At 44.6% G+C, this 25,913-nt stretch carries 22 protein-coding genes; 8 read left to right on the forward strand and 14 right to left on the reverse strand.

The annotated features are described in order from the left end of the window. Positions 1-8 precede the first annotated feature (8 nt). The gene (locus tag FTU91_RS01410) at positions 9-815 is read right to left on the reverse strand and encodes a sugar nucleotide-binding protein (RefSeq protein WP_180080495.1); all 807 of its coding nucleotides are present in this window, start codon (positions 813-815) and stop codon (positions 9-11) included. A gap of 35 nt (positions 816-850) precedes the next feature. Between FTU91_RS01410 and recG the strand changes: the two genes are divergently transcribed. Both recG and FTU91_RS01420 read left to right on the forward strand, forming a co-directional pair. After that, positions 851-2,896, forward strand: a complete 2,046-nt coding sequence (gene recG, locus FTU91_RS01415; RefSeq protein ID WP_180080498.1) for an ATP-dependent DNA helicase RecG — start codon at positions 851-853, stop codon at positions 2,894-2,896. A gap of 134 nt (positions 2,897-3,030) precedes the next feature. Next, complete coding sequence (locus tag FTU91_RS01420; protein ID WP_180080501.1) at positions 3,031-3,663, forward strand: ComF family protein; 633 nt, start codon at positions 3,031-3,033, stop codon at positions 3,661-3,663. A gap of 82 nt (positions 3,664-3,745) precedes the next feature. Here FTU91_RS01420 and FTU91_RS01425 read toward each other — a convergent pair whose 3' ends face one another. Together FTU91_RS01425 and FTU91_RS01430 are read right to left on the reverse strand one after the other, a co-directional pair. Next, the gene (locus FTU91_RS01425) at positions 3,746-4,153 is read right to left on the reverse strand and encodes an NUDIX domain-containing protein (RefSeq protein ID WP_180080504.1); all 408 of its coding nucleotides are present in this window, start codon (positions 4,151-4,153) and stop codon (positions 3,746-3,748) included. Beyond that, entirely contained in the window at positions 4,150-4,749 is a 600-nt protein-coding gene (locus FTU91_RS01430) for a TIGR00730 family Rossman fold protein (protein ID WP_166168693.1), read from the reverse strand. The genes FTU91_RS01425 and FTU91_RS01430 overlap by 4 nt, the downstream gene beginning before the upstream one ends. Positions 4,750-4,898: 149 nt before the next feature. Here FTU91_RS01430 and FTU91_RS01435 point away from each other — a divergent pair, with 149 nt between their 5' ends. Then, positions 4,899-5,912, forward strand: a complete 1,014-nt coding sequence (locus FTU91_RS01435) for a CorA family divalent cation transporter (protein ID WP_086195789.1) — start codon at positions 4,899-4,901, stop codon at positions 5,910-5,912. Positions 5,913-6,103: 191 nt separating this feature from the next. Here the strand turns inward: FTU91_RS01435 and FTU91_RS01440 are convergent. The 9 genes from FTU91_RS01440 to dxs form a co-directional block, all read right to left on the reverse strand. Next, positions 6,104-7,284, reverse strand: a protein-coding gene (locus FTU91_RS01440; RefSeq protein WP_180080614.1) for an IS3 family transposase whose coding sequence is annotated in 2 segments (ribosomal slippage) — positions 6,104-7,029 and positions 7,029-7,284 — 1,182 coding nt in all. Because the reading frame shifts where the segments join, the coding sequence is not laid out codon by codon here. Between the two features lie 117 nt (positions 7,285-7,401). Continuing rightward, a complete protein-coding gene (locus tag FTU91_RS01445) occupies positions 7,402-7,692 on the reverse strand; it encodes a lipid asymmetry maintenance protein MlaB (RefSeq protein WP_086195790.1) in 291 nt (96 codons plus the stop codon). Between the two features lie 16 nt (positions 7,693-7,708). Beyond that, positions 7,709-8,335 (reverse strand): phospholipid-binding protein MlaC, encoded by a 627-nt coding sequence (locus FTU91_RS01450; protein WP_086195791.1) that lies wholly within the window; start codon positions 8,333-8,335, stop codon positions 7,709-7,711. Positions 8,336-8,353: 18 nt separating this feature from the next. Further along, complete coding sequence (locus tag FTU91_RS01455) at positions 8,354-9,025, reverse strand: outer membrane lipid asymmetry maintenance protein MlaD (protein WP_086195792.1); 672 nt, start codon at positions 9,023-9,025, stop codon at positions 8,354-8,356. Continuing rightward, entirely contained in the window at positions 9,025-9,804 is a 780-nt protein-coding gene (gene mlaE, locus FTU91_RS01460; RefSeq protein ID WP_166168689.1) for a lipid asymmetry maintenance ABC transporter permease subunit MlaE, read from the reverse strand. The genes FTU91_RS01455 and mlaE overlap by 1 nt, the downstream gene beginning before the upstream one ends. Next, positions 9,801-10,619 (reverse strand): ABC transporter ATP-binding protein, encoded by an 819-nt coding sequence (locus FTU91_RS01465; protein WP_086195794.1) that lies wholly within the window; start codon positions 10,617-10,619, stop codon positions 9,801-9,803. The genes mlaE and FTU91_RS01465 overlap by 4 nt, the downstream gene beginning before the upstream one ends. Before the next feature lie 388 nt (positions 10,620-11,007). Continuing rightward, positions 11,008-12,870, reverse strand: coding sequence for a DEAD/DEAH box helicase (locus tag FTU91_RS01470; RefSeq protein ID WP_180080507.1), 1,863 nt, complete (start codon positions 12,868-12,870; stop codon positions 11,008-11,010). Positions 12,871-13,410: 540 nt separating this feature from the next. After that, a complete protein-coding gene (locus FTU91_RS01475; protein WP_166168685.1) occupies positions 13,411-14,241 on the reverse strand; it encodes an inositol monophosphatase family protein in 831 nt (276 codons plus the stop codon). A 116-nt stretch (positions 14,242-14,357) separates the two neighbouring features. Beyond that, entirely contained in the window at positions 14,358-16,265 is a 1,908-nt protein-coding gene (gene dxs, locus FTU91_RS01480) for a 1-deoxy-D-xylulose-5-phosphate synthase (RefSeq protein WP_180080510.1), read from the reverse strand. Positions 16,266-16,575: 310 nt separating this feature from the next. On the opposite strand from dxs, the gene ribA reads away from it, so the two are divergent. Further along, on the forward strand, positions 16,576-17,178 hold the full coding sequence (gene ribA, locus FTU91_RS01485; RefSeq protein ID WP_166168681.1) for a GTP cyclohydrolase II: 603 nt from the start codon (positions 16,576-16,578) through the stop codon (positions 17,176-17,178). A 104-nt stretch (positions 17,179-17,282) separates the two neighbouring features. Here ribA and hemN read toward each other — a convergent pair whose 3' ends face one another. Next, entirely contained in the window at positions 17,283-18,647 is a 1,365-nt protein-coding gene (hemN, locus tag FTU91_RS01490) for an oxygen-independent coproporphyrinogen III oxidase (RefSeq protein WP_180080513.1), read from the reverse strand. A gap of 273 nt (positions 18,648-18,920) precedes the next feature. Here hemN and hemF point away from each other — a divergent pair, with 273 nt between their 5' ends. The 3 genes from hemF to aroE all read left to right on the forward strand — a co-directional run bounded on the left by hemF (position 18,921) and on the right by aroE (position 21,274). Continuing rightward, complete coding sequence (hemF, locus tag FTU91_RS01495) at positions 18,921-19,865, forward strand: oxygen-dependent coproporphyrinogen oxidase (protein ID WP_086195800.1); 945 nt, start codon at positions 18,921-18,923, stop codon at positions 19,863-19,865. A gap of 280 nt (positions 19,866-20,145) precedes the next feature. Beyond that, complete coding sequence (locus tag FTU91_RS01500) at positions 20,146-20,352, forward strand: hypothetical protein (protein WP_086195801.1); 207 nt, start codon at positions 20,146-20,148, stop codon at positions 20,350-20,352. Between the two features lie 133 nt (positions 20,353-20,485). After that, entirely contained in the window at positions 20,486-21,274 is a 789-nt protein-coding gene (gene aroE, locus FTU91_RS01505; protein ID WP_180080517.1) for a shikimate dehydrogenase, read from the forward strand. Between the two features lie 59 nt (positions 21,275-21,333). Here aroE and FTU91_RS01510 read toward each other — a convergent pair whose 3' ends face one another. Further along, positions 21,334-23,700, reverse strand: a complete 2,367-nt coding sequence (locus FTU91_RS01510) for a hypothetical protein (protein WP_180080520.1) — start codon at positions 23,698-23,700, stop codon at positions 21,334-21,336. A 226-nt stretch (positions 23,701-23,926) separates the two neighbouring features. Here FTU91_RS01510 and FTU91_RS01515 point away from each other — a divergent pair, with 226 nt between their 5' ends. Further along, on the forward strand, positions 23,927-25,750 hold the full coding sequence (locus FTU91_RS01515; protein WP_180080523.1) for an acyl-CoA dehydrogenase C-terminal domain-containing protein: 1,824 nt from the start codon (positions 23,927-23,929) through the stop codon (positions 25,748-25,750). Positions 25,751-25,913: the final 163 nt, after the last annotated feature.

Below are 25,913 nucleotides of genomic sequence, written 5' to 3' on the forward strand. Positions count from 1 at the left end.
GGTGACATTCACTCCGTCTTTAATAATTCTGCATAATCCCCAAAACAATCCTCATGCTCTAGCTGAAATCCAGTTTCCACCATGCGCATCGCATAAATCCGTTTCCCCGTTTCTTTTTGACTTTCTAAGGCCAGTTCAGCTAAATCCAATTGCCATTGAAACCACTGAATCACTTCATGTAAAGGTACAGGCTGATTATTGGTGACAATATAGGACGGTTCTGGATGTTCCACGTGAATCAGTTGCGCCAGGAATCGCGCCAGATCATCGATATGAATCCGGTTAGACCAGTGAATTTGAGGATAGTTTTGGGTCGTTGCAGCCAGCTTGATCATCCTTGCCACGGACGTGCCATAAATTCCTGTAGGACGGATCACCACACAGCGTTCAGTGAATGCCTGTTGATAGAGTTGCTCCATTTTCCAGAGTAACTTGCCCTGCTCATCCACAGGCTGAAGAGCAGATTCATCATCAATCCGCTCGCCCGCATTTTCACCATAAACCCGAGTTGACGACACCACCACAATTTTTTGCACTGGATGGGACTTTAAGGCTTGAACAATCGGAGCCACTGAATCGACATAAGTCTGCTGATAGCCTTCCACAGAACTTTGTGACGGCGACAATAAAACATAGACCCAATCCACAGGTTCAAGATGAGTCAAATAAAGCTGATGCACATCCTGAATTAGATGATTTGCATAAACATCAGTTTTCGGACTTTGGCTGATTGTGGTAATTTGGTGCCCTTGCTGAAATAATTGTTTAGCAACCCGGGTAGATGTTTGACCATAACCTATAAATAATATATGCATTAAGCACCTGATGATTTAACTCAAGTTGAGGGCGAATGGCTGCAGTCCATCAATTGCAAGGGGTAGGAACTGCCTCTGCTGCACTACTGGAAAAACTGAATATTTTTACGACAGATGATTTGCTGTTTCATCTACCGCGTGATTATGAAGATCGTAGCACGATCATCTCCATGAACCAATTGGTCGTGGGGCGCAGTTATTTGCTGGAAGGTATTGTGAAAGGGGTTGATTTTCCACCCGGAAAACGTAAATCCATGGCCATACAGCTCCAGGATGACTTTGGCAAAGTCACCTTGCGTTTTTACCATGTCTATAAAGCCCTGACCGATCGGGCCAAAGTCGGCAACCGCTTGCGCATTTTTGGTGAAGTTCGTGTCGGTGCACGTGGTCTGGAACTGTATCATCCTGAAATTCAGCTGATTACCGAACATACGCCCCTACCGAAAACCCAGCTTACTGCCATTTATCCAGCAACAGAAGGTTTAACCCAGCCCAAGCTGCGTGAATATGTTAAACAGGCACTAAAACAGCATAGTGATGAGCTGCCCGAATTATTGCCGGAAAAATTCACCAATGGTTATGCGCTAAAACAGGCACTGCAATATATTCATGAACCGCCACTGGATGCCAATATGCTACAGCTGGCGCAAGGTTCTCATCCGGCCCAGCAGCGGCTGATTTTTGAAGAGCTGGTGGCCCATCAGATCAGTCTGCTCTCACGGCGTGCCTATATCCAGCAGATTGCCGCCCCCTCTTTTAGCCCAAGTAAAAATTTTGCCAAGCAGTTATTGGCTGGCTTGCCTTTTGAAATGACCGGTGCACAAAAACGGGTCTCCAAAGAAATTATGCAGGACTTAAAACAAAACAAGCCGATGCTACGTCTGGTTCAGGGTGATGTGGGTGCTGGTAAAACACTGGTGGCTGGCGTTGCTGCCTGTCATGCGCTGGAAGAAGGCTGGCAAGTGGCACTGATGGCACCAACGGAAATCCTGGCGGAACAGCATTATCTGAACTTTAAAAAATGGTTTGAGCCTTTAGGTCTGAATGTATCCTGGCTTTCAGGCAAACAGAAAGGCAAAGCTCGTGCAGCAGCTGAGCAAACCATTAAACAAGGCACGGCCAATCTGGTGGTAGGTACTCATGCCCTGTTTCAGGAAAATGTCGAATTTGCCAAACTCGGCCTGGTAATTATTGATGAGCAGCATCGCTTTGGGGTCGATCAGCGACTGGCTCTTCGTAATAAAGGCGTCAACAATACAACCCCGCATCAACTGGTGATGACCGCCACCCCGATTCCCCGCACACTCGCCATGTCTGCTTATGGTGACCTGGATACCTCGGTGATTGACGAACTGCCGCCCGGCCGTACCCCGATTCAGACCGTCACCATTCCTTTAGACCGCCGTGAAGAAGTGCTACAGCGTATTGCTAGCAATTGTGCTGAAGGCAAACAGGCTTACTGGGTCTGCACGTTGGTAGAACAGTCGGAAACGCTGGATGCACAGGCTGCTGAAGCGACTTATCAGGAAATTAAGGAACGTTTTCCTCAGCTCAACATTGGTCTGGTGCATGGCAAAATGAAAGCCGATGAAAAACAATCCGTAATGCAACAGTTTAAAGACAATCAGCTGCAACTCTTGATTGCCACTACGGTCATTGAGGTTGGCGTGGATGTACCAAACGCCTCCATCATGGTAATTGAAAATGCCGAACGTTTGGGACTTTCACAGTTACATCAGTTACGCGGTCGGGTCGGTCGTGGTGCGACTGCCAGTTTCTGTGCCTTGCTATATAAAAATCCGCTTTCGCAAAATGGACAGGAACGGCTGCGCATTATGCGTGAAACCAATGACGGTTTTATCATTGCCGAAAAGGATCTGGAAATTCGCGGGCCGGGTGAATTGCTCGGCACAAAACAAACCGGGGACATGGGCTTTCGGGTCGCCAAGTTAGAACGTGATGATCATTTGCTGAATCAGGCACATTATGTCGCGCAGCAAATCTTAAAAGACTATCCAGACAATGCAGAAGCCCTGTTAAAACGCTGGTTACCTGAAGCCCCTCGCTATGCCTATGTATAAAAATAATGTAAGACACCTATAAAATAACCGGCTGAATCGGTTATTTATTATCGTATAAGTGGCATGGATGCTGCCGATCTTGAAACCACCAATAAACTGTGCAAAATAAAGTTAAATAAAAAGAAGAAGAAAACATGCTGCAATTGATTCACCCCTTACTGCACAAAGCCATGCAGAGCCTTTTCCCCTGTGTACTTTGTGGCATAGACCAGCAACGTCATCATTCAGTCTGTACAGATTGCTGGCAACAATTGCCCTGGTTGAAACAGACCATCCGACGACAGGAAATGGAGATTCAGGTGGCCTGTCATTATGCCTATCCGATGGACCGTATTATTCAAAAATTCAAATATGAACAACAGCTGCACTTTCAAAATCTGCTTACTGGCTCACTTATCGGTCTCAAACTTCCCAAAATCCAAGCCATTGTCCCGATGCCCATTTCCCATCAGCGTTTGGCAGAACGGGGGTATAACCAGTCTTTGGTGCTTGCGAAACTCCTGGCAAAACAGCTGAATATTCCAGTCTGGCAACCGGTTGCACGACTGGCCCAACATTCGCAAAAAGGCTTGAGCCGGATCGAACGGCTGGATCAGATTGACCAGCAGTTTGTGATTGCCACAAAGACCCGTGTGCGTTACCGCAAAGTGCTGATGCTGGATGATGTAGTCACGACCGGCAGTTCGCTACATGCTTTAAAACAGAAACTTGAAGCATTAGGCTGTCAAAAAGTTTATGCAGCCTGTATTGCCAGTGCAGAGATTTAATCTTTGGAAAGGACATACTGATTTCCCCCTTATCTCCTTGAGAAGTGTCGGCTCATCCTTGAGGGAAAAATCCTTTTACCAGTCAGGACATCATGCTTTCTGTTAAAAACCGCTTCACCCACGGCATGACAATTTCACGGGTTAAAGGTGCTAATGGGGTAGTTTGAGCCTCCAGATCGACCCACTTCATTTCGGCAATTTCTGCGGCAATTTTCGGTGCGTGATCTAAAGTCACATAATACAAATAACTCACCAGCTGATGATCCGGCTCGTTGGCAGTGGCAGTTTCAAAACGACCGATGAATTGCTCAATCGAGGCCCGACAGCCTATTTCTTCCTGAATTTCACGCAGCATTGTGATTTCGGGTGGCTCATGGGGTTCAAGCTTGCCACCCACCTGCATAAAGCAGGACGTGTTACGTTTACGCACCACTAACAGTTGCTGTTGATCATTTAAAATAATGGCCGCCGCCACAGTAATGATATTCATGCATGTTTCACCAAAATTTCTTGATCAGCCATACCCCATTTCGGTTGTGGCGCTCGAAAAGCATCAAATTGTTGCAAAATCTCTTCAATGGAATCCGAAGCAATCATACTGTCTGAAAAACGTGGCTGGGTAAAACCTTTTACTGTGGTCAACTGAATAAATTTCAGCAAATCATCGTAAAATCCGGCCACATTTAAAAATGCACAGGGCTTTAAATGAATACCGAGCTGTGACCAGGTCCATTGCTCAAAAATCTCTTCCAGCGTACCTGCACCACCCGGCAAGGCAATAAAGGCATCAGAAAGTTCCGACATCCTGGTTTTACGTTCATGCATATTGGCCACCACATGCAATTCGGTTAAATGCGGATGAGCCAGCTCATGATCCACCAACACCCTTGGAATTACCCCAATGACTTTGCCGCCTGCCTGTAAAGCACTATCGGCCACCATACCCATCAAGCCAGAACGGCCACCGCCATAGACCAGCGTTTTACCTTGCCGGGCAAGGGTTTGTCCCACTTTTTGTGCAGTATCTAAAAAAATCGAATCGGTACCTAAAGCTGAGCCACAAAAAATTGCGATCGATTTCGTCATTGTTTCAGCCTGTTTTGCAGATGTCATATTAATAAAGTAAATTTTCAGGAGATTTTTTAATAAAAAAGCGATTGAATCAGTGTTTTTATTCAATTCCTTGTCTAAAATACACCCATCAATTCACCTATACTGCGCAGGGAAAAGACAGCATGCTTGAAGCCTTTTACGCCACAGAGCGCGGTAGTTTGGAAGATGCCACCATCAATGGTGGTTTTGATCTCCACCCGGATTTAGTGTGGATCGATCTCATTGCCCCATCACAAGAAGAACAACAATGGGTCTTAGATGCTTATGAGCAAAATTTACCGACGCTAAAATCCTTGGAAGATATTTCTTCATCGGCACGATTTTACCGTGATGATGATGGTATTTTACATATCAGCACCTACTTTTTGACAAAAAATAAAAATTTTCAGGTCGATGGCGAAACTGATGACAACTCGAGTATTTTGGCAACCGTGCAAACGGTAGCCTTTATTTTGCATAAACAACACCTGTTTACCCTGCGCGGTGAAAAACTGGTGGCCTTTCGCGCTTTCCGTGCCCGTGCCCGCCGCAATGACTATGAGATTGACTATAAAGACCCGACCTGGGTCTTGCTTGGCTTGCTGGAAGCCAAACTGGATGAACTTGCGGATATCCTGGAAGATATCCACAAGGATCTGGAAAAGTACTCTACCGAAGTGCTCAACAACCGTCATCGTGAACAGATTCTCGATCTGGATGACATGATTACCCGTCTGGCACAATTGGAAGACATACTTGGAAAAGCACAATTGTGTTTAATCGATTTGCGCCGTGTCCTGACTTTCTTGTCCCGTCCACGTGCGTTGGGCAGTCATATTTATGATGCCGATATTCGGGAACTGAGCGAAGATGTTCGATCTCTGGTCGAACATGATGCCTTCCTGTTCCAGAAGGTTCGGTTCTTGCTGGACACCACCTCGGGATTCATTAATACCGAACAGAACGATACCATCCGTCGCTTCTCGATCTTGCCAAGCATGCTCGCACCACCCATGCTGGTTGCCAGTGTGTATGGCATGAATACTGATGTACTGCCCTTTGCACGAGGAACCACCAGCTTCATTATGGTCAGTATTATTTTAGCGGCTTTCTTTATTGGACCGCTGGCCTATTTCCGCTGGAAGAAATGGATTTGATGGGTTTATATTCTCCCTCCTTTTAGGAGGGAGTTAGAGGGAGGTATTTTAAATCCCATCAATTTCATTACTTATCTAAGCTGCTTTACTCGCCAATCTAGCTACAGGAAGAAATCTAGAATTCTAATTTTATCCCCTCTCTCTAACTCTCTCCCTGAGGGAGAGAGGACTGCTCAATATTCATCTTGATCCTAGACAGTATCGTGGACAACAAGTCCCTCTAAATTCTTACAATATTTCTGCTCAAAGGCTTCTGGACTTAACCAGCCGTTTGCAGAATGCCTTCTGACCCGATTGTAATAAATCTCAATATAGTCAAACAATATAGCATTAGCCTCTTTTCGAGTGGCAAACACACTGCCATGTATCACATGACCTTTCAATGTATGAAAGAAGCTTTCGGTTACTGCATTATCCCAACAGTTCCCTCTGCGTGACATACTTTGAATACACTGGTTCGTCAATAATAGCGCTCTAAAATCACGACTACAGTACTGTGAGCCTTGATCCGAATGTACCATGACACCCGTTGGATAACCCTGACGAGCCATGGCATAGTTAAACGCATCACACACCAATTGACGGTCTATTCGATGGCTGGTTTGCCAACCCACAATACGACGACTAAATAGATCCAGCATCACACATAAATACAGCCAACCTTGCTTGGTACGGATATAGGTAATATCCGTTGTCCAAACCTTATTAGGCTCAATGACTGTAAATTGGCGATCTAACAGATTTGGTGCTGTAGGCAAACGATGATTTGAATCTGTCGTATGCCTGTATTTACGCGAAATCCTGCTACGTAAACCAAGCTTTTTCAGCATTCTTCCAACGGTTCGTTCGCTCATGCTGTAACCTAAATCATGCATGTCATGTACCAATGAAGGTGCACCCAATCGTGCATGATGCTGCCAATATACGGCTTTTAAGTCATTATATTTCTGCGCTGTATTGGCCTTGCGTTTTCGCCAGGCATAATAGCCTGAAGTGCTGACACGCAGGCATTTACAGGCAGAAGATACAGTAACTCCATTCACAGCCAGATCTTGAATTACCGTGTACTTTTCTTGGCATGATCTGTCAGAAAGTACACATGCGCTTTTTTTAAGATGTCATTGGCTTCCCTGAGCTGTTTGACTTCTTTCTCTAATTCTAAAATCCGCTGTTGTTCTGGTGAAAGTTGGCGTTTGCTTGAACCCGCCGGATTGGTTTCACGAATCCATTTATCCAATGTTGAATAACCAACACCTAATTTCTGGGCGATTGCAGCTACAGATTCGTGTGAGTTTGAAAGTGCATAATCAATTGCTTGCTGTTTAAATTCAGGACTTGAGCAGCACTGCTGCGCAAGATAGCCTGCGTGTATCTCCAAAGTTAACGTTACGTTATCTTTAGAGGGAAATGCTGTCCATTATTTTGGCTAGGATCATCTCTTACAAGCTCAGCTCAATAAAAAAGCACCTTCCGGTGCTTTTTTATTGGTTTAGCCAATCAGTTGCAGATCATCTTGCAAATGACAGGCCTGAATGATTTTCATCATTTTCTCAGGGACTGCTTTAAATTGCAGACCCTGAGCTTTCGGGGTCTGACGCAACCAGCGCACCAGTACTGCCAGTGCCAGCGTACTGCCCTGTTCCAGCTCTGCCAGATTGACTACCACCGGAAACTGATGTTGCGATTGAATCAGTTTCAAACCTTGCTGGTAATAGTCCTCTGCATTGGCATAATCTATTTTGCCGGAAACCTGCAATTCCTGATGAATGAATTGAATCACTGAACACCCTTCCCAGTTATTTTTTATTTACAGATGCATCTGGTTGGAAGTTCGCAATAGCTTTATCGATATTGCCACCATTACGTTTTACCGTTGCAGCAAACTGATTACGGAACTGTAAACCTAAATCAATACCCGCTACATTGATATTACGCACTTTCCATTGATTGCCTTTATCCACCAACTGGAAAGATACCGGAGTTTTTTCACCTTTGTTGTTAAAATCAATCGTGACCACAGGATTTTTGCTATTGGTTTCTTTATATGGACGCAGGCTATAAGTCTGGTTGGTATATTTAGCAAACGCTGTACCGTAATTTTCGATTAAAGTTTCACGAAAATTGTGTTCAAACTTGGCACGCTGAGCAGCCGTACTATACTGATTGGTCGCATAAGTTCCCATCACCAGACGGGTAAAGGCTTGTGAATCAATATAAGGATCCAGGTTTTGACGCACAATCGCTTTCACTGCAGCAGGATTGTTTTGCAATTTTGCCTGATCCGCTTTTAAACGGCTAATCAGACCATCCGCCACTTTTTTTACAAAAGCTGGTGGAGTTTCAGCTGGTTGTGCAAAAGCAGCACTCGCCATCATTGTTGATAAAACACTTATGCCAAGTGTATGTTTAAGTAAGGTATTCACTAAATTCTCCTCTCCAAATTATTCAACAAATGAAGTTTGCGCATCTTCTGTTGATTCAGTTGATGTTTTTTCTTCCGCCGCTTTCGCTGATGACTTGCCCGCACCGCCAGTAATGAACTTGCTGATCAGATCTTCAAGATCCATGGTGCCTTGGGTATTGGCAATGCTTTCACCACGTTTGATATAGTTTAGGCCGCCACCTGGTACCACTTTCAAATATTTTTCACCCAATAAGCCATTGGTGGCCACCATAATATAAGCATCTTCATCAATACTGGTGATGGAGTTCATGTTAACAACTAGTTGCTTTTCCATTTCTTTTTGTTTCGCAGGGTCCGCTTCACTGTATTCTGTGCTATAGCGCAATTCTTCCAAAGCATTGGCTTGAACCTTTTTCAGCTGCTCTTTGTTGAAAGACGTTAACTTGCCATCCAGCTCGAAATACACCGTTGCCAAACGCGATACCGGATCAAGGGTAATATCGGTAACACGACCAATGGTGACACCACTCATGGTCACTTTGGCACGCGGTTTCAGACCGTTCACATTATCAAAACTTGCAGTCATGTTATAGCTGTCACGCAGGTTGGTTCCCATCAGGCCACTGACTTTCATGGCCAAGAAAAATAACGCAATACCGGTAAGAATGACAAAAATACCTACGGCCAACTCACTTGCACGTGATTTCATTAAACACCTCCAAACATGACCGCAGTCAACACAAAATCAGAACCCAAAACACACAATGAGGAATACACTACTGTTCGCGTAGTTGATGTTGCAATTCCTTCTGACGTTGGCACACAGGCATAGCCTTGATAGACCGCAATCCAGGTACAAAGCAATGCAAAAACCAGGCTTTTAATAATGGTGCCATTGAAAATATCTTTATAGAACTGCACGCTATTTTGCATGCCACTCCAGAAAGAACCTTCATCTACCCCTAAGAAATCGACGCCGACCATTTTACCGCCCATGATGCCGATGGCACCAAAAATAATCGATAACATCGGCAGACTGACAATACCGGCCCATAAACGCGGGGAAACAATACGCTTTAGCGGATCGACCCCAATCATTTCCATACTGGCCAGCTGCTCTGTGGCTTTCATCAGGCCAATTTCAGCCGTTAAAGCCGAGCCGGCACGCCCTGCAAACAGCAATGCCGCCACTACAGGAGCTAGCTCTCTTAATAAGGTTAAAGACACCATGGTGCCCAGCATGGCTTCTGAGCCGATATTGACCAAAATGGAATAGCCTTGTAAGCCCAGTACCAAACCAATAAATAAACCCGATACGGCAATAATCAATAAAGACATCACACCAATACGGTACATTTGGTAAATAAACAGCTTAACCCCGAGCCAGGTCGGCATGGAAAACAGGATTTGCAGCAACATCTGGGTTGCCACCCCTATCCCCTGAACGCGTTCAATAACGCGTCTACCTAATGAGGCAATAGCATTCATGAACGCACCTCATCACTTAAATAAGCCGTATGGCTAAACTGATAATCGACAGGACCTTCAGCAGCACCGGTTAAGAACTGACGAACAAATGCCGATTCATGCTGCATTAATTCAGCCGGCGTGCCTTCACCCTGAATAATCCCTTCCGCGATAATATAGATGTAATCGGCAATAGATAGGGTTTCTCCCACATCGTGCGACACAATAATCGTGGTTAAATCCAGTGCTTCACGCAAGGTACGAATTAAACGGGCGAGAACCCCTTTTACAATCGGATCTTGGCCGGCAAAAGGTTCATCGTACATGATCAGCTCCGGATCCAGTGCAATGGCGCGAGCCAAGGCCACACGACGGTTCATCCCGCCTGACAGCTCTGAAGGCATCAGCTTTTCAGTACCCCGCAAGCCTACCGCTTCCAGTTTGAGTGCCACCAGCTCGGCAATCAGATGTTCCGAAAGTTGCGTATGTGCACGTAACGGAAAAGCCACGTTTTCATAGACGCTCATATCGGTAAACAGTGCACCGCTTTGGAATAGCATACCCATACGTGCACGTGCAGCAAATAATTCCTGACGTGACATATCTGCAATACTTTTGCCGTCCAAGAGAATTTCACCGTGCTCAGGCGTCAACTGACCACCAATCAGACGCAGCAAAGTGGTTTTTCCCGTACCTGAAGGCCCCATAATCGCGGTAATCTGGCCACGCCGAATTTTTAAACTGACATTATCGAAAATGACACGTTTCCCTCGTTTAAAACTCAAATCATGGACTTCAATCCAAGATTGAGCTTGCTGAGGTATTTGATTATTCATAGCTGAGGGTTTTCCTGCATTTTTTCAGCATGCATACTATAAAGGATTCGGGTTTAAAATGTTACCTTTAGGTAAAAAGCAACCGATTTACCATAATTTTTTAATTATTTAATTGTGGTGCAATTATTTTAACAAACAGGATACTGTGTTACAGAAAGCTATTATAGATATAGTATGCAATATTGATGAGTAATAAAATTAAACCAATATAAGGCATAATCACCTCTTGATTAAAATTCCAAACATAATAATTAGATTCATTATTCATATTTAACAGAATCAAGACAAACTATGATCCAGTATACATTTCTACTCAACAAGATCAAAGATTAATCCCATAAAAAAACCGGTGTTTCCACCGGTTTTTTACTACCCAAATCTAACGTTATTAGTCGTTAAATTTGCGACGTGGGCGATCTTCACCAAAACTGCGTTTAGGACGATCTTCACTGAAAGAACGCTTAGGACGATCATCACCAAACGAACGTTGTGGACGATCACCAAAGCTACGTTGTGGACGGTCGCCATTGAATTCGCGACGTGGACGATCACCTGCTGGTTTATAGTCTACGCGGTTACCACGGTTGTCATCGTTAGAACGAGGACGGTCGCCAAAACCACCTTCACGACGTGGAGCTGGACGATCACCGAAATCACGCTTCGGACGGTCATCAAAAGAACGTTGTGGACGGTCGCCAAAACCACCTTCACGACGTGGACGATCTTCACCGCCAAAGCTACGTTGTGGACGGTCGCCATTATATTCGCGACGTGGACGATCTTCACCGCCAAAGCTGCGTTGTGGACGATCACCGAAACCACCTTCACGACGTGGACGGTCGCTATTGAATTCACGACGTGGACGGTCTTCTCCACCGAATGCTGGACGTTCGCCACGTGGTTTGTCATCGTAGCTGCGACGTGGACGATCATCACCGCCTTCACGACGTTTGAAGTTACTTTCGCCTTCAAAACGTGCACGACCACCGCCATCACGACCGCCAAAACCACCACGACCACGACCACCGCCATCACGACCGCCACGACCACGACCGCCGCCATCACGACTACCGCGTGCAGGAGGTGGAGATGGCTCAAGACCTTCAATTTCAGATACGTTCAAACGTGCTTCAAGGAAGTCTTCTAGCGCACGAATTTTACCGCGTTCACGGTAAGTCGCTAAAGTAATTGCTTTACCAGTACGACCGGCACGGCCAGTACGACCAATACGGTGTACATAGTCTTCGTTCTTCATTGGGAGACCGAAGTTAATTACGTGAGAAATGGTTGGTACGTCAAGACCACGTGCAGCAACGTCAGTTGCAACCAGAATCTTAGCACGGCCTTCACGGATGCTACGTAAACGACGGTTACGAACAGTTTGTGGCATCGCACCATGAAGTGCTACAACGGATAAACCTGCTTCAGCAAGTTCTTCAGCCAACATATCTGTGTCTTCTTGAGTAGAAGCAAATACGACTGCTTGATCAACGTCTTCTTCGTTCAACCAGTGAGTAAGAAGTTTTTTCTTATGTTCGAAACCGTCAGTCCAATGCAAAGTCTGAGTAATATCAGTATTTGTAGAGTGACCAGTTTCAATCGAAATACGCATCGGATCATTCATCATGCGTTCTGCAAGTGTAATGATACGTGGTGCAAAAGTCGCAGAGAACATAAGTGTTTGCTTACGGTTTGCAGCCAAATCACCAATGGCTTCTAGATCTTCAGAGAACCCAAGATCCAGCATACGGTCAGCTTCATCAACAATTAATGAATCAACTTTGTCGAGTTTAATTTGACGACGGTTAACCAAGTCAAGTAAACGACCTGGAGTCGCTACAACAACCTGTGCGCCTTTTAACTGCTGGATTTGTTTACCAAAAGGCATACCACCCATGATTGCAGCTACACGTACGCCTTTCATATGGCGAACCAAGGCAATCGCATCCTGACATACTTGCTGTGCAAGCTCACGAGTCGGAGAAATTACCAAAATAGATGGTTGAGTAATTGCTTTCATACGTTCTTTAAACGGTACGAAAGTATCTTGATTTGCAAGTGCATTCAAAGTTGGAAGCAAGAATGCAGCTGTTTTACCAGAACCGGTTTGGCTTGATACTAAAAGGTCTTTACCTTCAAGCGCAGCAGGAATCGCTTGTTCTTGTACAGGAGTTGGCGTAGTAAAGCCTAAACCTTCAAGAGCCTGTGTTAATGACTCATCGAGGGAAAAATCAGCAAAAGTTTTGCTCATAGAGAGTATTCACCCTGAAATGGGTGCTCCATTTAATAAATTACAATATGGACATCGGCAAAAAGCGGCACAGCAATTAGAGCTGAAAAAATAAGGATTCAGCAGCGATCCGAATAACGACGATGTGGATATAACGCACGCATGATTACGGCCGCAAACCTGAAGGAATCGCTTAAGCGATTGGGGCGCGAAGGATATGTCCTCTCTATGGACAGCACGCGCATACAATGATTAGAAGATAATGTTCAGGTAAAGAACGGAAATTTAAGTGCGTGCCGGCATAATAACAGAACCATTTAAAAAAGTAATCATTTTTTTCGATCAAATGATGCATACATACTGTTTTTTTCAGTAACAGTCTATTTTACAACTTAATTTTGTTTAATTTTTAAACAGGTAATATTGTAACGCTTTATCTGGATAAAAATGCGGGCAAATAGACGCTATCCGGCATTTTCATTGAATCAGGAATTTAATCCAGAAATAAAAAAAGCCCTCGCAAGGAGAGCTTTTTTGTCATGTCACTCGATTCAATCGATCTTACTTCGCTGCGTCACCCCAAGCCGGAACAACAGCTTGCATTAAAGGCTTAAGCATTTTCATAGAGCAAGCAAGTACTTGACCATTTTCCATAGAATCGGCACCACCACGTGCATCCACTACAGTACCACCCGCTTCTTTCACGATGAGCTCGCCTGCAGCGATATCCCACGGTTTCAGACCCAGTTCAAAATAACCATCCAAACGGCCTGCAGCAACATAAGCCAAATCTAATGCAGCAGAACCTGCACGACGGTATTGTGCACCCGCTTCAGTCACGTTCAATAATGACTCAAAATGGTTTTTTGCATAAGAGATCACTTCACCGTTACGTTTAGCACGGTAAGCATGACCTACGGCAAGGAAAGTATTTTGCAGGCTGTCTTTGACATTTACGCGAATACGGCGTTGATTCAACATGGCACCGCGACCACGACTGGCAGAGAATAACTCATCTTTTACAGGGTCATAAATCACGCCGTGTTGAGTCACACCTTTGTGCTGAACAGCAATAGAAATACAGAAATGCGGGAAACCGTTAATGAAGTTTAAAGTTCCATCAAGCGGGTCGATCACCCAGCACCATTCGGCGTCGTGACCTTTACCTTCTTGCAGACCAAACTCTTCACCAAGGAAGCTGTGGTTTTTATAGCTTTTACGTAGCGTATCGATAGTCAATTGTTCCAAATAACGGTCTACACGCGTTACCGGACCATCAATCCCTTTTTCTTCGACTTGTAGATCGAGTTTATGACGATTTTGATGCGCTTTTAAAAGCTCTTGACCAACTAATTGAGCCGCACGCGCAGCCATCACCACCATAGGTTCCATTGAACACCCACTACAAATTTGAAGATATTGATAAAGAATAATGCATAAAAGCCCTCACATTTTAACAAATACGAGGGCTTTTAGGGAAAAAATGTTTCTAAAATTTTTTAAATTGATCAGGACACCGACTGCACAAGCTTTGACCAGGCCAATTCAACTGATTTTTCAATTCCTTTGGCATCCAGCCCGGCTTGTTGCAACATCTGTGCATGTGAAGCCTGGTGCATGAAGATGTCTGCCAGCCCCAAATTCAAGATTGGTTTTACAATTTGTGCCTGCGCCAAATACTCGTTTACCGCACTGCCTGCGCCTGCCATCACGGCATGTTCTTCAACAGTGACAAATAGACTGGTTGTCGCAGCAAGCTGTTCAATAATCTGCTCATCCAGCGGTTTAACGAAGCGCATATTCACCACACGCACCCCCACCTCATGACTAGCGGCGAGTGTTTGTGCTGCTTCTACCGCGACACTGACACGGCTACCGAATGCCAGAATGCTGATCTGCTCTTCTTGAAATTCATTAAAACTGGCCACAATTTCTGCTTTACCAATCTCCAAAGCCGTCATTTGTTGCTGAATTTCAACCCCTACACCATTGCCACGCGGGTAACGTACCGCCGCTGGACCATTGTATAAATAAGCGGTATGCAGCATCTGACGACATTCATTTTCATCTTTAGGCGCCATAATGACCATATTAGGTACAGTACGCATAAAGGCATAGTCATAAGCACCGGCATGGGTTGGGCCATCTTCACCCACCAGCCCGGCACGGTCGATGCCAAAAGTGACATCCAGATTTTGCAAGGCCACATCATGAATCAGCTGATCATAACCGCGTTGCAGAAAAGTCGAATAAATCGCTACCACCGGTTTTAAGCCCTCACAGGCCATCCCTGCCGCCAAGGTCACGGCATGCTGTTCGGCAATCGCCACATCAAAAAAGCGTTCCGGGAACTGTTTGGCAAACTGCACCATGCCCGAACCTTCACACATAGCCGGCGTAATCGCCAGCAAACGCTGATCTTGGGTAGCTTCATCACAGAGCCATTGTCCAAACACATCGGAATATTTCGGTGCTGCATTGCTTGAAGATACAGTATTTAATTTACTGATGGCATGGTATTTAATCTGATCGGCTTCCGCAGGCGCAAATCCTTTACCCTTTTTGGTATAGACATGAATTAAACGCGGACCTTTACGTTTTTTTAGGGCATTAAATACCTGTACCAATTGATTGACATCATGGCCGTCAAATGGGCCAAAATAGTCAAAACCAATGGCTTTAAACAGATTATCTGCAGCTTCAGTGGCAGCACAGTGCAAACGAGAATTGTAAGTCCATTCCGGATGCGGCTGGATATATGCATCACCCTCATCAGTAACATTCACCGATTCGCCACGTTCCCAGATAGCTGCCAAATGTTTGGCAAATCCACCGGTACTGCACGAAATAGACATGTCATTGTCATTCAGTACCACGATTAAATCTGCATCATGTGCAACGGCATCATTCATGGCTTCAAAGGCCATACCGGCCGTCATGGCACCATCTCCAATGATCGACACCACTTCACACGGATCGTTCTGATAACGGCGTGCCAGTGCCATGCCCAATCCCGCAGAAATAGCTGTTGAAGAATGTCCCACGCCAAAAGTATCGAATATCGATTCTTCACGTGCAGGAAAAGCAGCCAAACCGTCTTTGGCACGAATGGTGGTCAACTGTTCACGGCGACCAGTCAAAGCTTTATGCGGATAGGCCTGATGACCCACATCCCAGATCAGACGGTCATGCGGCGTATTAAAACAATAGTGCAAAGCCACAGTGAGTTCGATCACTCCCAGGTTAGCACCAAAGTGTCCACCGCTTTGTCCTGCTGCATACAAAATGTACTGACGTAACTCATCTGCCACTTGTTCTAGTTGGCTGCGCTCGAGCAATCGTAATTGTTGCGGATGATCAATCGCATTCAGCAACGGAGTTACAGGTCGGTGAGTCGGTATTTCTGTATACAACATAAATGGCGAAGCCTTCTAAAGCCTGGCAAATCCTAAGCTAGGTCAATGGGTTTATTCGAGCATAATGATCGAATTGTATCACCTTTAAATCAGCCACATTTCTAGCGATGCAGTTTAGAGGCAAATCTCTACACTGGGTGTTTGTTCATGAGCGAGATTATCCTGAATAATCTTACTATTTATCAACCATTATCGTTCGCTTTATACAAAAAAGAAAATCTTCTGCATAAATTCATCTTTACAATTCAACTAATGTCCAATCATTCAGCTATACTTTAGCTAATTAATAAACTATTTAACGAGTTAAGCAGTGCCCATAGAATTTGTCGCGACTTCAAGATTACCAACCGCTTTTGGTGAATTTAAAATCACGGTATTTCAAGATCCTAAAACGGGTGAAGAACATGTAGCACTGTCTAAAGGTCTGGATATGCCGCCTGTCGGACCGGTATTGGTGAGAATACATTCTGAGTGTTTAACCGGTGATGCCTTTGCTTCACTGAAATGCGATTGCGGCCCGCAACTGCAAGCCACCCAGAAACTGATTAATGAAGTCGGTCAAGGCGTGATTCTGTATTTACGTCAGGAAGGTCGCGGTATTGGACTAACCAACAAGATTCGTGCCTATGCCCTGCAAGATCAGGGACACGATACGGTTGATGCCAACTTGATGCTGAACTTGCCCGCGGATGCACGACACTATGACATGTGTACCATCATGCTGGACCATTTACAGGTCAAGCAGGTTAAACTGATTACCAATAACCCTTCAAAGATTCAGGCACTACAAGAACTGGGCATTGATGTGGTTGACCGTGTGCCGCTCACTGTCGGTTTAAATCCTTTTAATGCCGAGTATTTAAAAACCAAACATGAACGCATGGCGCATATGTATAAGAAAGGCGATTTTTAAATCCCACTTATTTTATAAATCTCCCCGACTTTATACAAATCCACCCCAACCCTCCTTTGCTAAAGGAGGGAGTTGTCTTTTTTAAAAGGGAAGTTTGTAGGGATTTAAATCGTCATCGAAAAAATTCGATTCTCCGGAACGCGGCGTTTTAGGCGTAAATCAAAGGCCATACAGATATTACGCACAAAAGGCTTGCCTTGCTCAGTCACAGTAATGCCCTGCTCATCAATCTGTAACAACTGATCCTGCTGCATTTCTGCAAGTTGCCGCAAAACCTCGGGCAATTCAGGAAATTGCATCTCTTTTGATGCCCAAGATGTAGTAAAAGTACACATCAAGTTCAAGATATGTTTACGGATCATCAGGTCTTCTGTACTCAGCACATGGCCTTTGACCACCGGAATTTCATTTTGCTCCAGACGTGCATAGTAGTCTTCCAGTTTTTTTTCATTTTGCGCAAAGCTGTACCAGCTGTCGCTAATCGAAGAAATCCCCAAGCCAATCATCACTTGGGTTTTGGATGCGGTATAGCCCATAAAATTACGATGTAAAGTCCCCTGTTTAAAGGACTGGCACATACTGTCTTTTTCTAGAGCAAAATGATCCATACCAATTTCATGATAACCTTGCGCCAGTAGCTTATTTTTTCCTTCTTCATAGCACTGGCGTTTTATTTCATCTTTCGGTACATCAGCATCTTTAAAGCCACGCTGACCATTGCCCTTAATCCAGGGCACATGGGCATAGCTATAAAACGCCAAACGGTCCGGCCTTAACCGATTGGTTTGATCAATGGTATTCAGCACATCTTGCAAACTCTGAAAAGGTAGACCAAAAACCAGATCATGTGAAATGGACGTATAACCAATTTCACGTGCCCACTCCGTTACACGCTGTACATGTTCAAAAGGCTGCATCCGGTGGATGGCTTTTTGCACCGTTTCATTGTAGTCCTGAACTCCGTAACTGACCCGACGAAAGCCCAGATCATATAAGGCTTGCAGATGTTCACGGGTGGTATTGTTAGGATGCCCTTCAAAACTGAATTCATGCTCGGCAGCCACCTCTGCCTTTGCCAAGATGCCCTGAATTAACTGTTGTAAATGCTCAACCGAAAAGAAGGTCGGTGTGCCGCCGCCCAAATGAATTTCTTTAATTTTCTGCTTTGTTACCAGCAACTGGCAATACAAGTCCCATTCTTTCAGCACAGCCTGAATATAAGGCTGTTCCATCTCATGCTTTTTGGTCACTTTTTTATGGCAGCCGCAGAAAGTACACAGGCTTTCACAAAATGGCAGATGGATATACAGACTGATGCCTTCACTTGAGTTGGATTCATCAAATGAACGTTTTAAGCTCTGCTTCCACAGATCAAGCGAAAATGGCTCGGCTTCCCAATACGGCACCGTTGGATAACTGGTATAACGGGGTCCGGGTACATTATATTTTTGAATTAAAGAACGCGTCATCGTTGCTATCCACTCTCTACTGCAACAGCCGGTTATACTTATAACCGAACCCATATTTTGCATCACATATTCAACTCATTTTGCTGGGCTTGCTTATAGAATTCAACCTAGTGATCTAGTCGGGATATTTTTCAGCGATCACTTTGAATCAAAGTCTCAATAAAATGGATGGTATCTATTTCAATAAAAAACATGCTGCATAAAAATCCTTACTCTTTTATACAATTTATGCTTTGATGTATCTCAGTTTTCTTTTCCGCTATGAGGGCTTTGATGCAGCATCCTACATCTGCCGATATTCAACGCGTTCGCGAATTCCTGCTTGATCTGCAAAGCCGTATTTGCTCGGCACTTGAACAACAAGAACAACAAGGAGGCGGCACAGCTCAATTCGAAATTGATGACTGGCAGCGCCCTGAAGGCGGTGGCGGCCGTTCACGGGTCTTGCAAAAGGGCAGCGTCATTGAAAAAGGCGGAGTCATGTTCTCTCACATCAACATTGCTAAACTCCCCGCTTCTGCCACAGAACGCCATCCCCAAATTGCCGGTGCTAAAGCCCAGGCTATGGGTGTGTCTTTAGTGATTCATCCGAAGAATCCCAATGTGCCAACTTCACATGCCAACGTGCGCCTGTTTGTGGCCGAAAAAGAAGGTCAGGATCCAGTGTGGTGGTTTGGTGGCGGTTTCGACTTAACACCATTTTATCCAAATAATGAAGATGTCTTGGCGTGGCATCAAACTGCGCATGAGCTATGTGCACCATTTGGTGATACGGTGTATGCGGAACACAAAAAATGGTGTGATGATTATTTCTATTTAAAACATCGCGACGAACAGCGTGGTATTGGCGGCTTATTTTTTGATGATTTAAATCAGTGGGATTTTGAAACCTGCTTTCAATACATTCAAGCCGTCGGCAATGGTTATCTGGAAGCGATTGTTCCCATCTTTCAACGCAATCAGGATAAACCGTATAGCGAAGCACAGCGCGATTTCCAGCTTTACCGTCGTGGCCGTTATGTCGAATATAACCTGGTCTATGACCGGGGGACTTTGTTTGGTCTGCAAACCGGTGGTCGAATTGAATCGATTTTGGTCAGTATGCCCCCATTGGCAGCCTGGTCGTATCGTCCAGAATGGGAGGAAAATTCGCCTGAAAAATGCTTAACCGACTATTATCTCAAACCGCATGACTGGTTGACCGAACTTAAAAAATAATAAAGTTTTTATCCCTTTTTCACTACAGAAAAAGGGATTTTTCACTGAAATAACTTTTGAAAAAATCGACACTTAAAATATTTAAATAATTAAAATCAATATTTTAATTTAATTAAGATAATTAACCAGGCTATTAATGCAAGAAAAACCGACATATTTCCTTACAGCACTAGACACGAGTGTGTCACAAAAATCGTTTAGACTGGATCATGATATTCATGACCTATACTGATTTAATCAGCATGGATAAATACAAAAAAGTATGCTTGAAGGAGAAACGATGCTCAACACAATGTTAAATAATAAGGTGATTTTATTTTGGTGTATTTTAACCCTGATCGTGTGTTCTATCACCATTACCTTGCTTTCACATAACACCCTTGCAGACAGCGTGTCGATTAGCTTTACCGTATTTGCAGGTTTTGCCCTATTTTTTACTGCAGCCATGTGGCTGGAAGATACCATTCGCGAAATTTGTAATCCTTAACAGGATTTAACTTTACCGCTTTAACGATTTCCCCTCTTCTTTCTTCTTTGTCATTTTTCCTTTCCGTAGTGGCTTTAGCCTGCGGGAAAAATCACGTATATTGAATGCCATTTCCGCACACGGACCTTGTGAAATGAGCAAACAATTTGCCGTGATTGGCAATCCAATCGAACAATCACGTTCTCCAGAACTGCATCATGCTTTTGCCGAAAAAACTGGCATTGACCTGAGCTATAGCAAACGCCTTGCTCCACTGGATGGCTTTGCAGCCAATATCCAGGAGTTTTTTGCTCAGGGTGGAATAGGCATGAACGTGACCGTGCCCTTCAAAGAGCAAGCTTTTGCAGCCTGTGCCGTATTAACTGAACGTGCCAAAATTGCCAAGGCAGTCAATACCCTATGGATGCAGGATGGCAAGCTGTATGGCGACAATACTGATGGGCAGGGTCTGGTCGATGCCATCAAGGCCCTAGATTGGAAACTCGACAATAGCGAGCTGTTAATTATTGGTGCAGGGGGTGCAACCCGTGGTGTCATCTACCCTTTGGTACAGGCGGGTGCGAAAAAAATTGTCATCGCTAACCGGACTTTAACCCGCGCAGAACAACTGGTTGCCGACTTAAAACCTGCTGTGCCGCAAGCCACCCTTGAAGCCATTTCGTTAAATGATCTGACTGGTCATTTTGACATTGTCATTAATGCAACTTCGGCAAGTTTAACCGGCGATGCCCTGGTTTTACCTAAAGCTTTACAGTTTAAGCATGCCTATGAAATGGCCTATGGCAAGCCATCCAGCTTTTTAGATCAAGCCAAAGCCCGCGGTGTTCCGACCTCGGAAGGTTATGGCATGCTGGTTGGACAGGCGATTGAATCTTTTTCGATTTGGAACGGCATTAAACCTGAATTAAAAGACTTTCTTTAACTAACATCCATCAAAAAAACCTCAGGATGATCTGAGGTTCTTTTGAACCATCTTCCTGTTTATTTTACATATTTCTGCATATTTTCATACACTTCCATATATATTTCATAATTAATAACTTCAGCATGTTGAAGGGTCAGGTCTTTAATCGTTTTCTGACTTAATTTTCCATGCTTGCTGTCGATATAGCTTTGCCCCAAAATCTGCGCAGTTTCTTTGAGCACACGCGAGTCGGCGGCATTGTCCGGATATTCCTCCCGGTATGCTTTCAGGTACTGCTGGGCAAAAATATGCTGTGGCTGCTTATACTGCTTCGCGGCTTGGTGCCAAGCTGCAGCGACCTTACCTTCGCCTACAGCACGCTCAGTCAAGGTATTAACATGGCTGCCTATAGCCCGGTTGAATTGGCTGTCACCCTCAAGATGATGCTTTTTCTGTAAGGCCTTAATGCGCTCAAGTTCTTTGCCTTTAGGATCATAATACTGTTCATCGCTAAACCAGTAGGCATACACCTCTGCCATTTCTTGCAAGGTTTGCGGACTAAGGTTTTTCACCCACTCACTTTGCTCTGCAGCCATATCGAGCAAAAATAAGGTTTGGTAGGTTTGACTGAACGACTGGGCTTGCTGATAGGTTTTATCGGCCAACAGATTCAACTCATCCTCATAGCTTAAGGCGGGTGCTTCGGCTTTAGTTCCTTCGATCACAGCAGCTGGCTGCTCCAGAGTTCGCCCTACATCTTTCACCCATTTTTCTAAAATTGAACCTTTGCTCACCTCTTGAATCGACTTGGCATCGCGCAATGCAGCACGGTCAATTTTGCTGGCTTGCCCATAATTAAATACACGCATATCGGCCTGTACATCAATTTTACCGTACTTTTCAGTAAGGAATTGCAAAGCATAATCGACCTGTGCCGCACGTCCCTGAGCATCTAAACCGACATCTATTTGTATCGGGGTCTTTTTAGCTGGCGAACTTGCCGCCAGAACCTGACGAATTTCAGGCTGGTGCGTTGCCCACAGCTCAGCAAAATGCGCTGCATCTATAAACTGTTCAGAAACATACGGTGCAAAGACCAAGGCTAATTTTTCGTGTACCGAACGGTCCTTCGCTTCAACCGAAGCCGTGATCTGTACCGGTTCAACACGCTTAAAAGCATCTAATTCATAGGCAGAAACGCAGTAGGTTAAATCACCGACTTGGGCTGTTTTTGGCGTAGCAATTATACGCTGGCAGTCGTCTACTGTAAGAGTAATAGTTTCATCAGCAGTGTCTTGTTCTGTCGGGCTTTCATCATCCGTTTCTGTTTCTAGCGCTACATCCTCTTCGTCTACCAGTGAATCGGCTGAACCATAAAGTTTGTCGCTGACCAGTTCACGCAAAGCAAGTGTTGCACTGTAGGCTGTGCCGTCTTGAGCCACAGCATCAGCTTTACCTGCTTGCACAGGTGAAGCAGTATCTTCTACAGCCTGGGTTACAGCCTCTCCCTCCTGCTTTTCACTCCCGGCATCGCTCACTTTAGTAGCTGTGGTATAGCCCAGCACGGAGCGCTTTAAATACGGCTCATTCACCTGTTCAAACAGGGCCATTTGCAACATCAGTTCTTCCAAGGTGCTGCTAAAACGTATTTTTTCAATCAACTGACCGTTCTTCTCTGCAACGCTCAGTGGCAGGCTTTTGATTTGTCTAGCATCAGCCAAAATATATGGCAAGGCATTTACCGCTTTTAAATAATCAGCCAACTTCGCTACATTTACCCGTTCAAAATCAGCTTTATATTTCGAGAAATCAATATAGGCAAAGCTGTTTTGACTGTCTTTATTCACCAAATACGGCATCAAAGAAAAATAATTGGTATAAAATTTATATTCTTTAAAATCGACCACCATCGGTACTTTCATTTGCACCAGCAAGGTCGGCTTTTCATAACGGGCTGCCAAGTTTAAAGCAGCGGTCTTTTCTCGATAATGCACAGAACCATCATATTCAAATTGCGTATTATTGAGTAAATTCAATGCAAAAATATTGAATGAACTCAGCTTGTCCTCTGAAGCAAAACTGTCCGCATGCCCTTGCTGCTGTTTCGCCATAGCGGCATACAGGTTTTGTTTTTCAGTGCTGTTTAAACGGATATTTTGCGCTTTTAAATGTTGATCTAAACGTTTTTTCAATGCCGGTTCAAATGCTATCGCCGGATTGACTTGTTGCTGTGCTTTTTGACGTCCTATGTCCGGACTAGACTGTACACTGAGCTTGCCCCGAAAATCATAACTGGATGTTTCAAACATCGCATTTAGACCATGAATCGCTCTTTGCTCTACAGTTGCCACCTGATTCGGATTAGTCTTTATGACATGCTGTGAACAGCCTGCGAAACTGAAACTACAAAGACAAAAAGTTAAATATTTTAGTTGTGCCTTCACATGTAAACGCCTTATATTCATTATACTTTATTCTGTTCTAAGCTACAGAATTACAACCCAATATAACATAATAGGATGTTGATACTATTGGGTCGAGCATATTTTATAATTCGCATTTCTGACATTTTTAATCGCTATCCTTATCAATGTTTTTTGATGATAAATGTGAATAATCAAGGTATCGATACAGATAATCCAGAACTATTTCTAAATTAGGATTAAGACTATGCCAGCATATAAAGCCCCTTTGCATGATATTCGTTTTTTAATGAACGAAGTGCTTGATTACCCAGCACACTACAAAACGCTTTCAAATGGTGAAGCAGCGGATGCTGACACTGTAGACATGATTCTTGAAGGTGCGGCAGATTTCTGTGAAAACGTACTTTCTCCACTCAACCAATCGGGTGATGAAGAAGGCTGTCACTTTGAAAATGGTGAAGTCAAAACCCCAAAAGGCTTTAAAGAAGCCTATGACCAGTTCGTGCAAGGCGGCTGGCAAGGTTTGTCTTTCCCTGAAGAATTTGGCGGTCAAAATCTGCCGCAATCTTTAAACCTGATCAAATCAGAAATGATGGGTACTGCAAACTGGGCCTTCCAGATGTATCCGGGTTTAAGTGTCGGCTGTATGAACACCATTCTTCAGTTTGGTACTGAAGCACAAAAAAACACCTATATGCCTAACCTGGTGACAGGAGAATGGTCAGGTACGATGTGTCTTACCGAACCACAATGTGGTACGGACTTAGGCCAGGTCAAAACCAAGGCGGAACCCAAGGCAGATGGTACCTATGCCATTTCGGGCACGAAAATCTTTATCTCTGCCGGTGAACACGATTTAACAGAAAACATCGTTCATATCGTGCTTGCCCGCCTTCCAGATGCGCCTGCCGGGACCAAAGGTATTTCGCTATTCATTGTGCCCAAATTCCTGGTCAATGCAGATGGTACAGTGGGTGAGCGCAACCCTGTCAGCTGTGGTTCAATCGAACATAAAATGGGGATTCGCGCTTCTGCAACCGCAGTATTAAACTTTGACAATGCAACGGGTTACCTGATTGGCGAGCCACACAAAGGCTTGCATGCCATGTTCACTTTCATGAACACTGCGCGTATCGGTACCGCGATCCAGGGCATTGCCCATGCTGAACTGTCATTCCAGGGCGCACTTCCTTATGCCAAGGAGCGTATGTCCATGCGTGCCCTTTCAGGTAAGAAAGACCCTGAAAAAGTGGCTGATGCGATCATTCACCATGCTGACGTTCGTCGTATGCTACTCACTCAAAAAGCGATTGCTGAAGGCGGTCGTGCAATGATTTATTACGCCGCACAAATTGCCGACAAAATGGCTGATGCCTTAATACAGGGTGATACTGCAGCATATGAAGCACATGATGATCACCTGGGTTTCTACACCCCTATCCTGAAAGGTTTTTTGACTGAATTGGGTTTTGAAGCTGCCAACCACGGTATGCAAGTCTACGGCGGTCATGGCTACATCAAAGAATGGGGCATGGAACAGATTGTTCGTGACTCACGTATCTCTACCCTGTACGAAGGGACTACCGGTGTACAGGCACTTGACCTGATTGGCCGTAAAGTCCTGTTAACCTCTAGAGGTAAAGTGATTCGCGATTACACGGCTGAAATCCTGAAATTCTGTGGTCAGCATGCGCGTAACAAATACATGCGCCGTTTTGCTTGGGACTTGACCAAGCTTTGCGCACAATGGAATGCTCTCACCGTTCGTATTATGCTGGCGGCACGTAAAGACCGCGACATCGTGTCATCTGCATCTGTCGATTTCTTGATGTTCTCTGGCTATGTAATGATGGCTTATTTCTGGGCGCAACAAGCCGCTGTAGCTTCTGCAAAACTGGCTGCTGGTGAAGGTCAGGAAGTGCCTGAATTCTACAAAGCAAAAATCAAAACAGCAGATTTCTACTTTGAACGCCTGCTGCCACGTACCCAAGGTCATGCCGAAGCAATGGTCAATCCGTCAAAAACCATGACTTCACTGGCACCTGAACACTTTAGCTTTGACTACTAAGCTGTAAAGTTTAAGTCAAAATAAAAGAGCACTTCGGTGCTCTTTTATTTTCAAGCCATATTCCATAAAAGCACTTATATCAAATAATGCCATTGCGGAGGATTTACTGATTGTATGCATATTGCGGTAGCCAGTCCCAAAAATGGGATAGTGCTCATCAGCA

It is taken from the genome of Acinetobacter sp. YH12201, assembly GCF_013418145.1.
Classification (GTDB): Bacteria; Pseudomonadota; Gammaproteobacteria; order Pseudomonadales; family Moraxellaceae; genus Acinetobacter.

Coding starts and splice junctions, on each gene's coding strand:
- hemF (WP_086195800.1), top strand. CDS start 18,921: ATGCAGCATCCTACATCTGCCGATATTCAACGCGTTCGCGAATTCCTG.
- mlaE (WP_166168689.1), bottom strand. CDS start 9,804: ATGAATGCTATTGCCTCATTAGGTAGACGCGTTATTGAACGCGTTCAG.
- FTU91_RS01475 (WP_166168685.1), bottom strand. CDS start 14,241: ATGGAACCTATGGTGGTGATGGCTGCGCGTGCGGCTCAATTAGTTGGT.
- FTU91_RS01465 (WP_086195794.1), bottom strand. CDS start 10,619: ATGAATAATCAAATACCTCAGCAAGCTCAATCTTGGATTGAAGTCCAT.
- dxs (WP_180080510.1), bottom strand. CDS start 16,265: ATGTTGTATACAGAAATACCGACTCACCGACCTGTAACTCCGTTGCTG.
- FTU91_RS01430 (WP_166168693.1), bottom strand. CDS start 4,749: ATGACGAAATCGATCGCAATTTTTTGTGGCTCAGCTTTAGGTACCGAT.
- FTU91_RS01425 (WP_180080504.1), bottom strand. CDS start 4,153: ATGAATATCATTACTGTGGCGGCGGCCATTATTTTAAATGATCAACAG.
- aroE (WP_180080517.1), top strand. CDS start 20,486: ATGAGCAAACAATTTGCCGTGATTGGCAATCCAATCGAACAATCACGT.
- FTU91_RS01500 (WP_086195801.1), top strand. CDS start 20,146: ATGCTCAACACAATGTTAAATAATAAGGTGATTTTATTTTGGTGTATT.
- FTU91_RS01455 (WP_086195792.1), bottom strand. CDS start 9,025: ATGAAATCACGTGCAAGTGAGTTGGCCGTAGGTATTTTTGTCATTCTT.
- FTU91_RS01435 (WP_086195789.1), top strand. CDS start 4,899: ATGCTTGAAGCCTTTTACGCCACAGAGCGCGGTAGTTTGGAAGATGCC.
- FTU91_RS01410 (WP_180080495.1), bottom strand. CDS start 815: ATGCATATATTATTTATAGGTTATGGTCAAACATCTACCCGGGTTGCT.
- FTU91_RS01420 (WP_180080501.1), top strand. CDS start 3,031: ATGCTGCAATTGATTCACCCCTTACTGCACAAAGCCATGCAGAGCCTT.
- FTU91_RS01515 (WP_180080523.1), top strand. CDS start 23,927: ATGCCAGCATATAAAGCCCCTTTGCATGATATTCGTTTTTTAATGAAC.
- hemN (WP_180080513.1), bottom strand. CDS start 18,647: ATGACGCGTTCTTTAATTCAAAAATATAATGTACCCGGACCCCGTTAT.
- FTU91_RS01470 (WP_180080507.1), bottom strand. CDS start 12,870: ATGAGCAAAACTTTTGCTGATTTTTCCCTCGATGAGTCATTAACACAG.
- recG (WP_180080498.1), top strand. CDS start 851: ATGGCTGCAGTCCATCAATTGCAAGGGGTAGGAACTGCCTCTGCTGCA.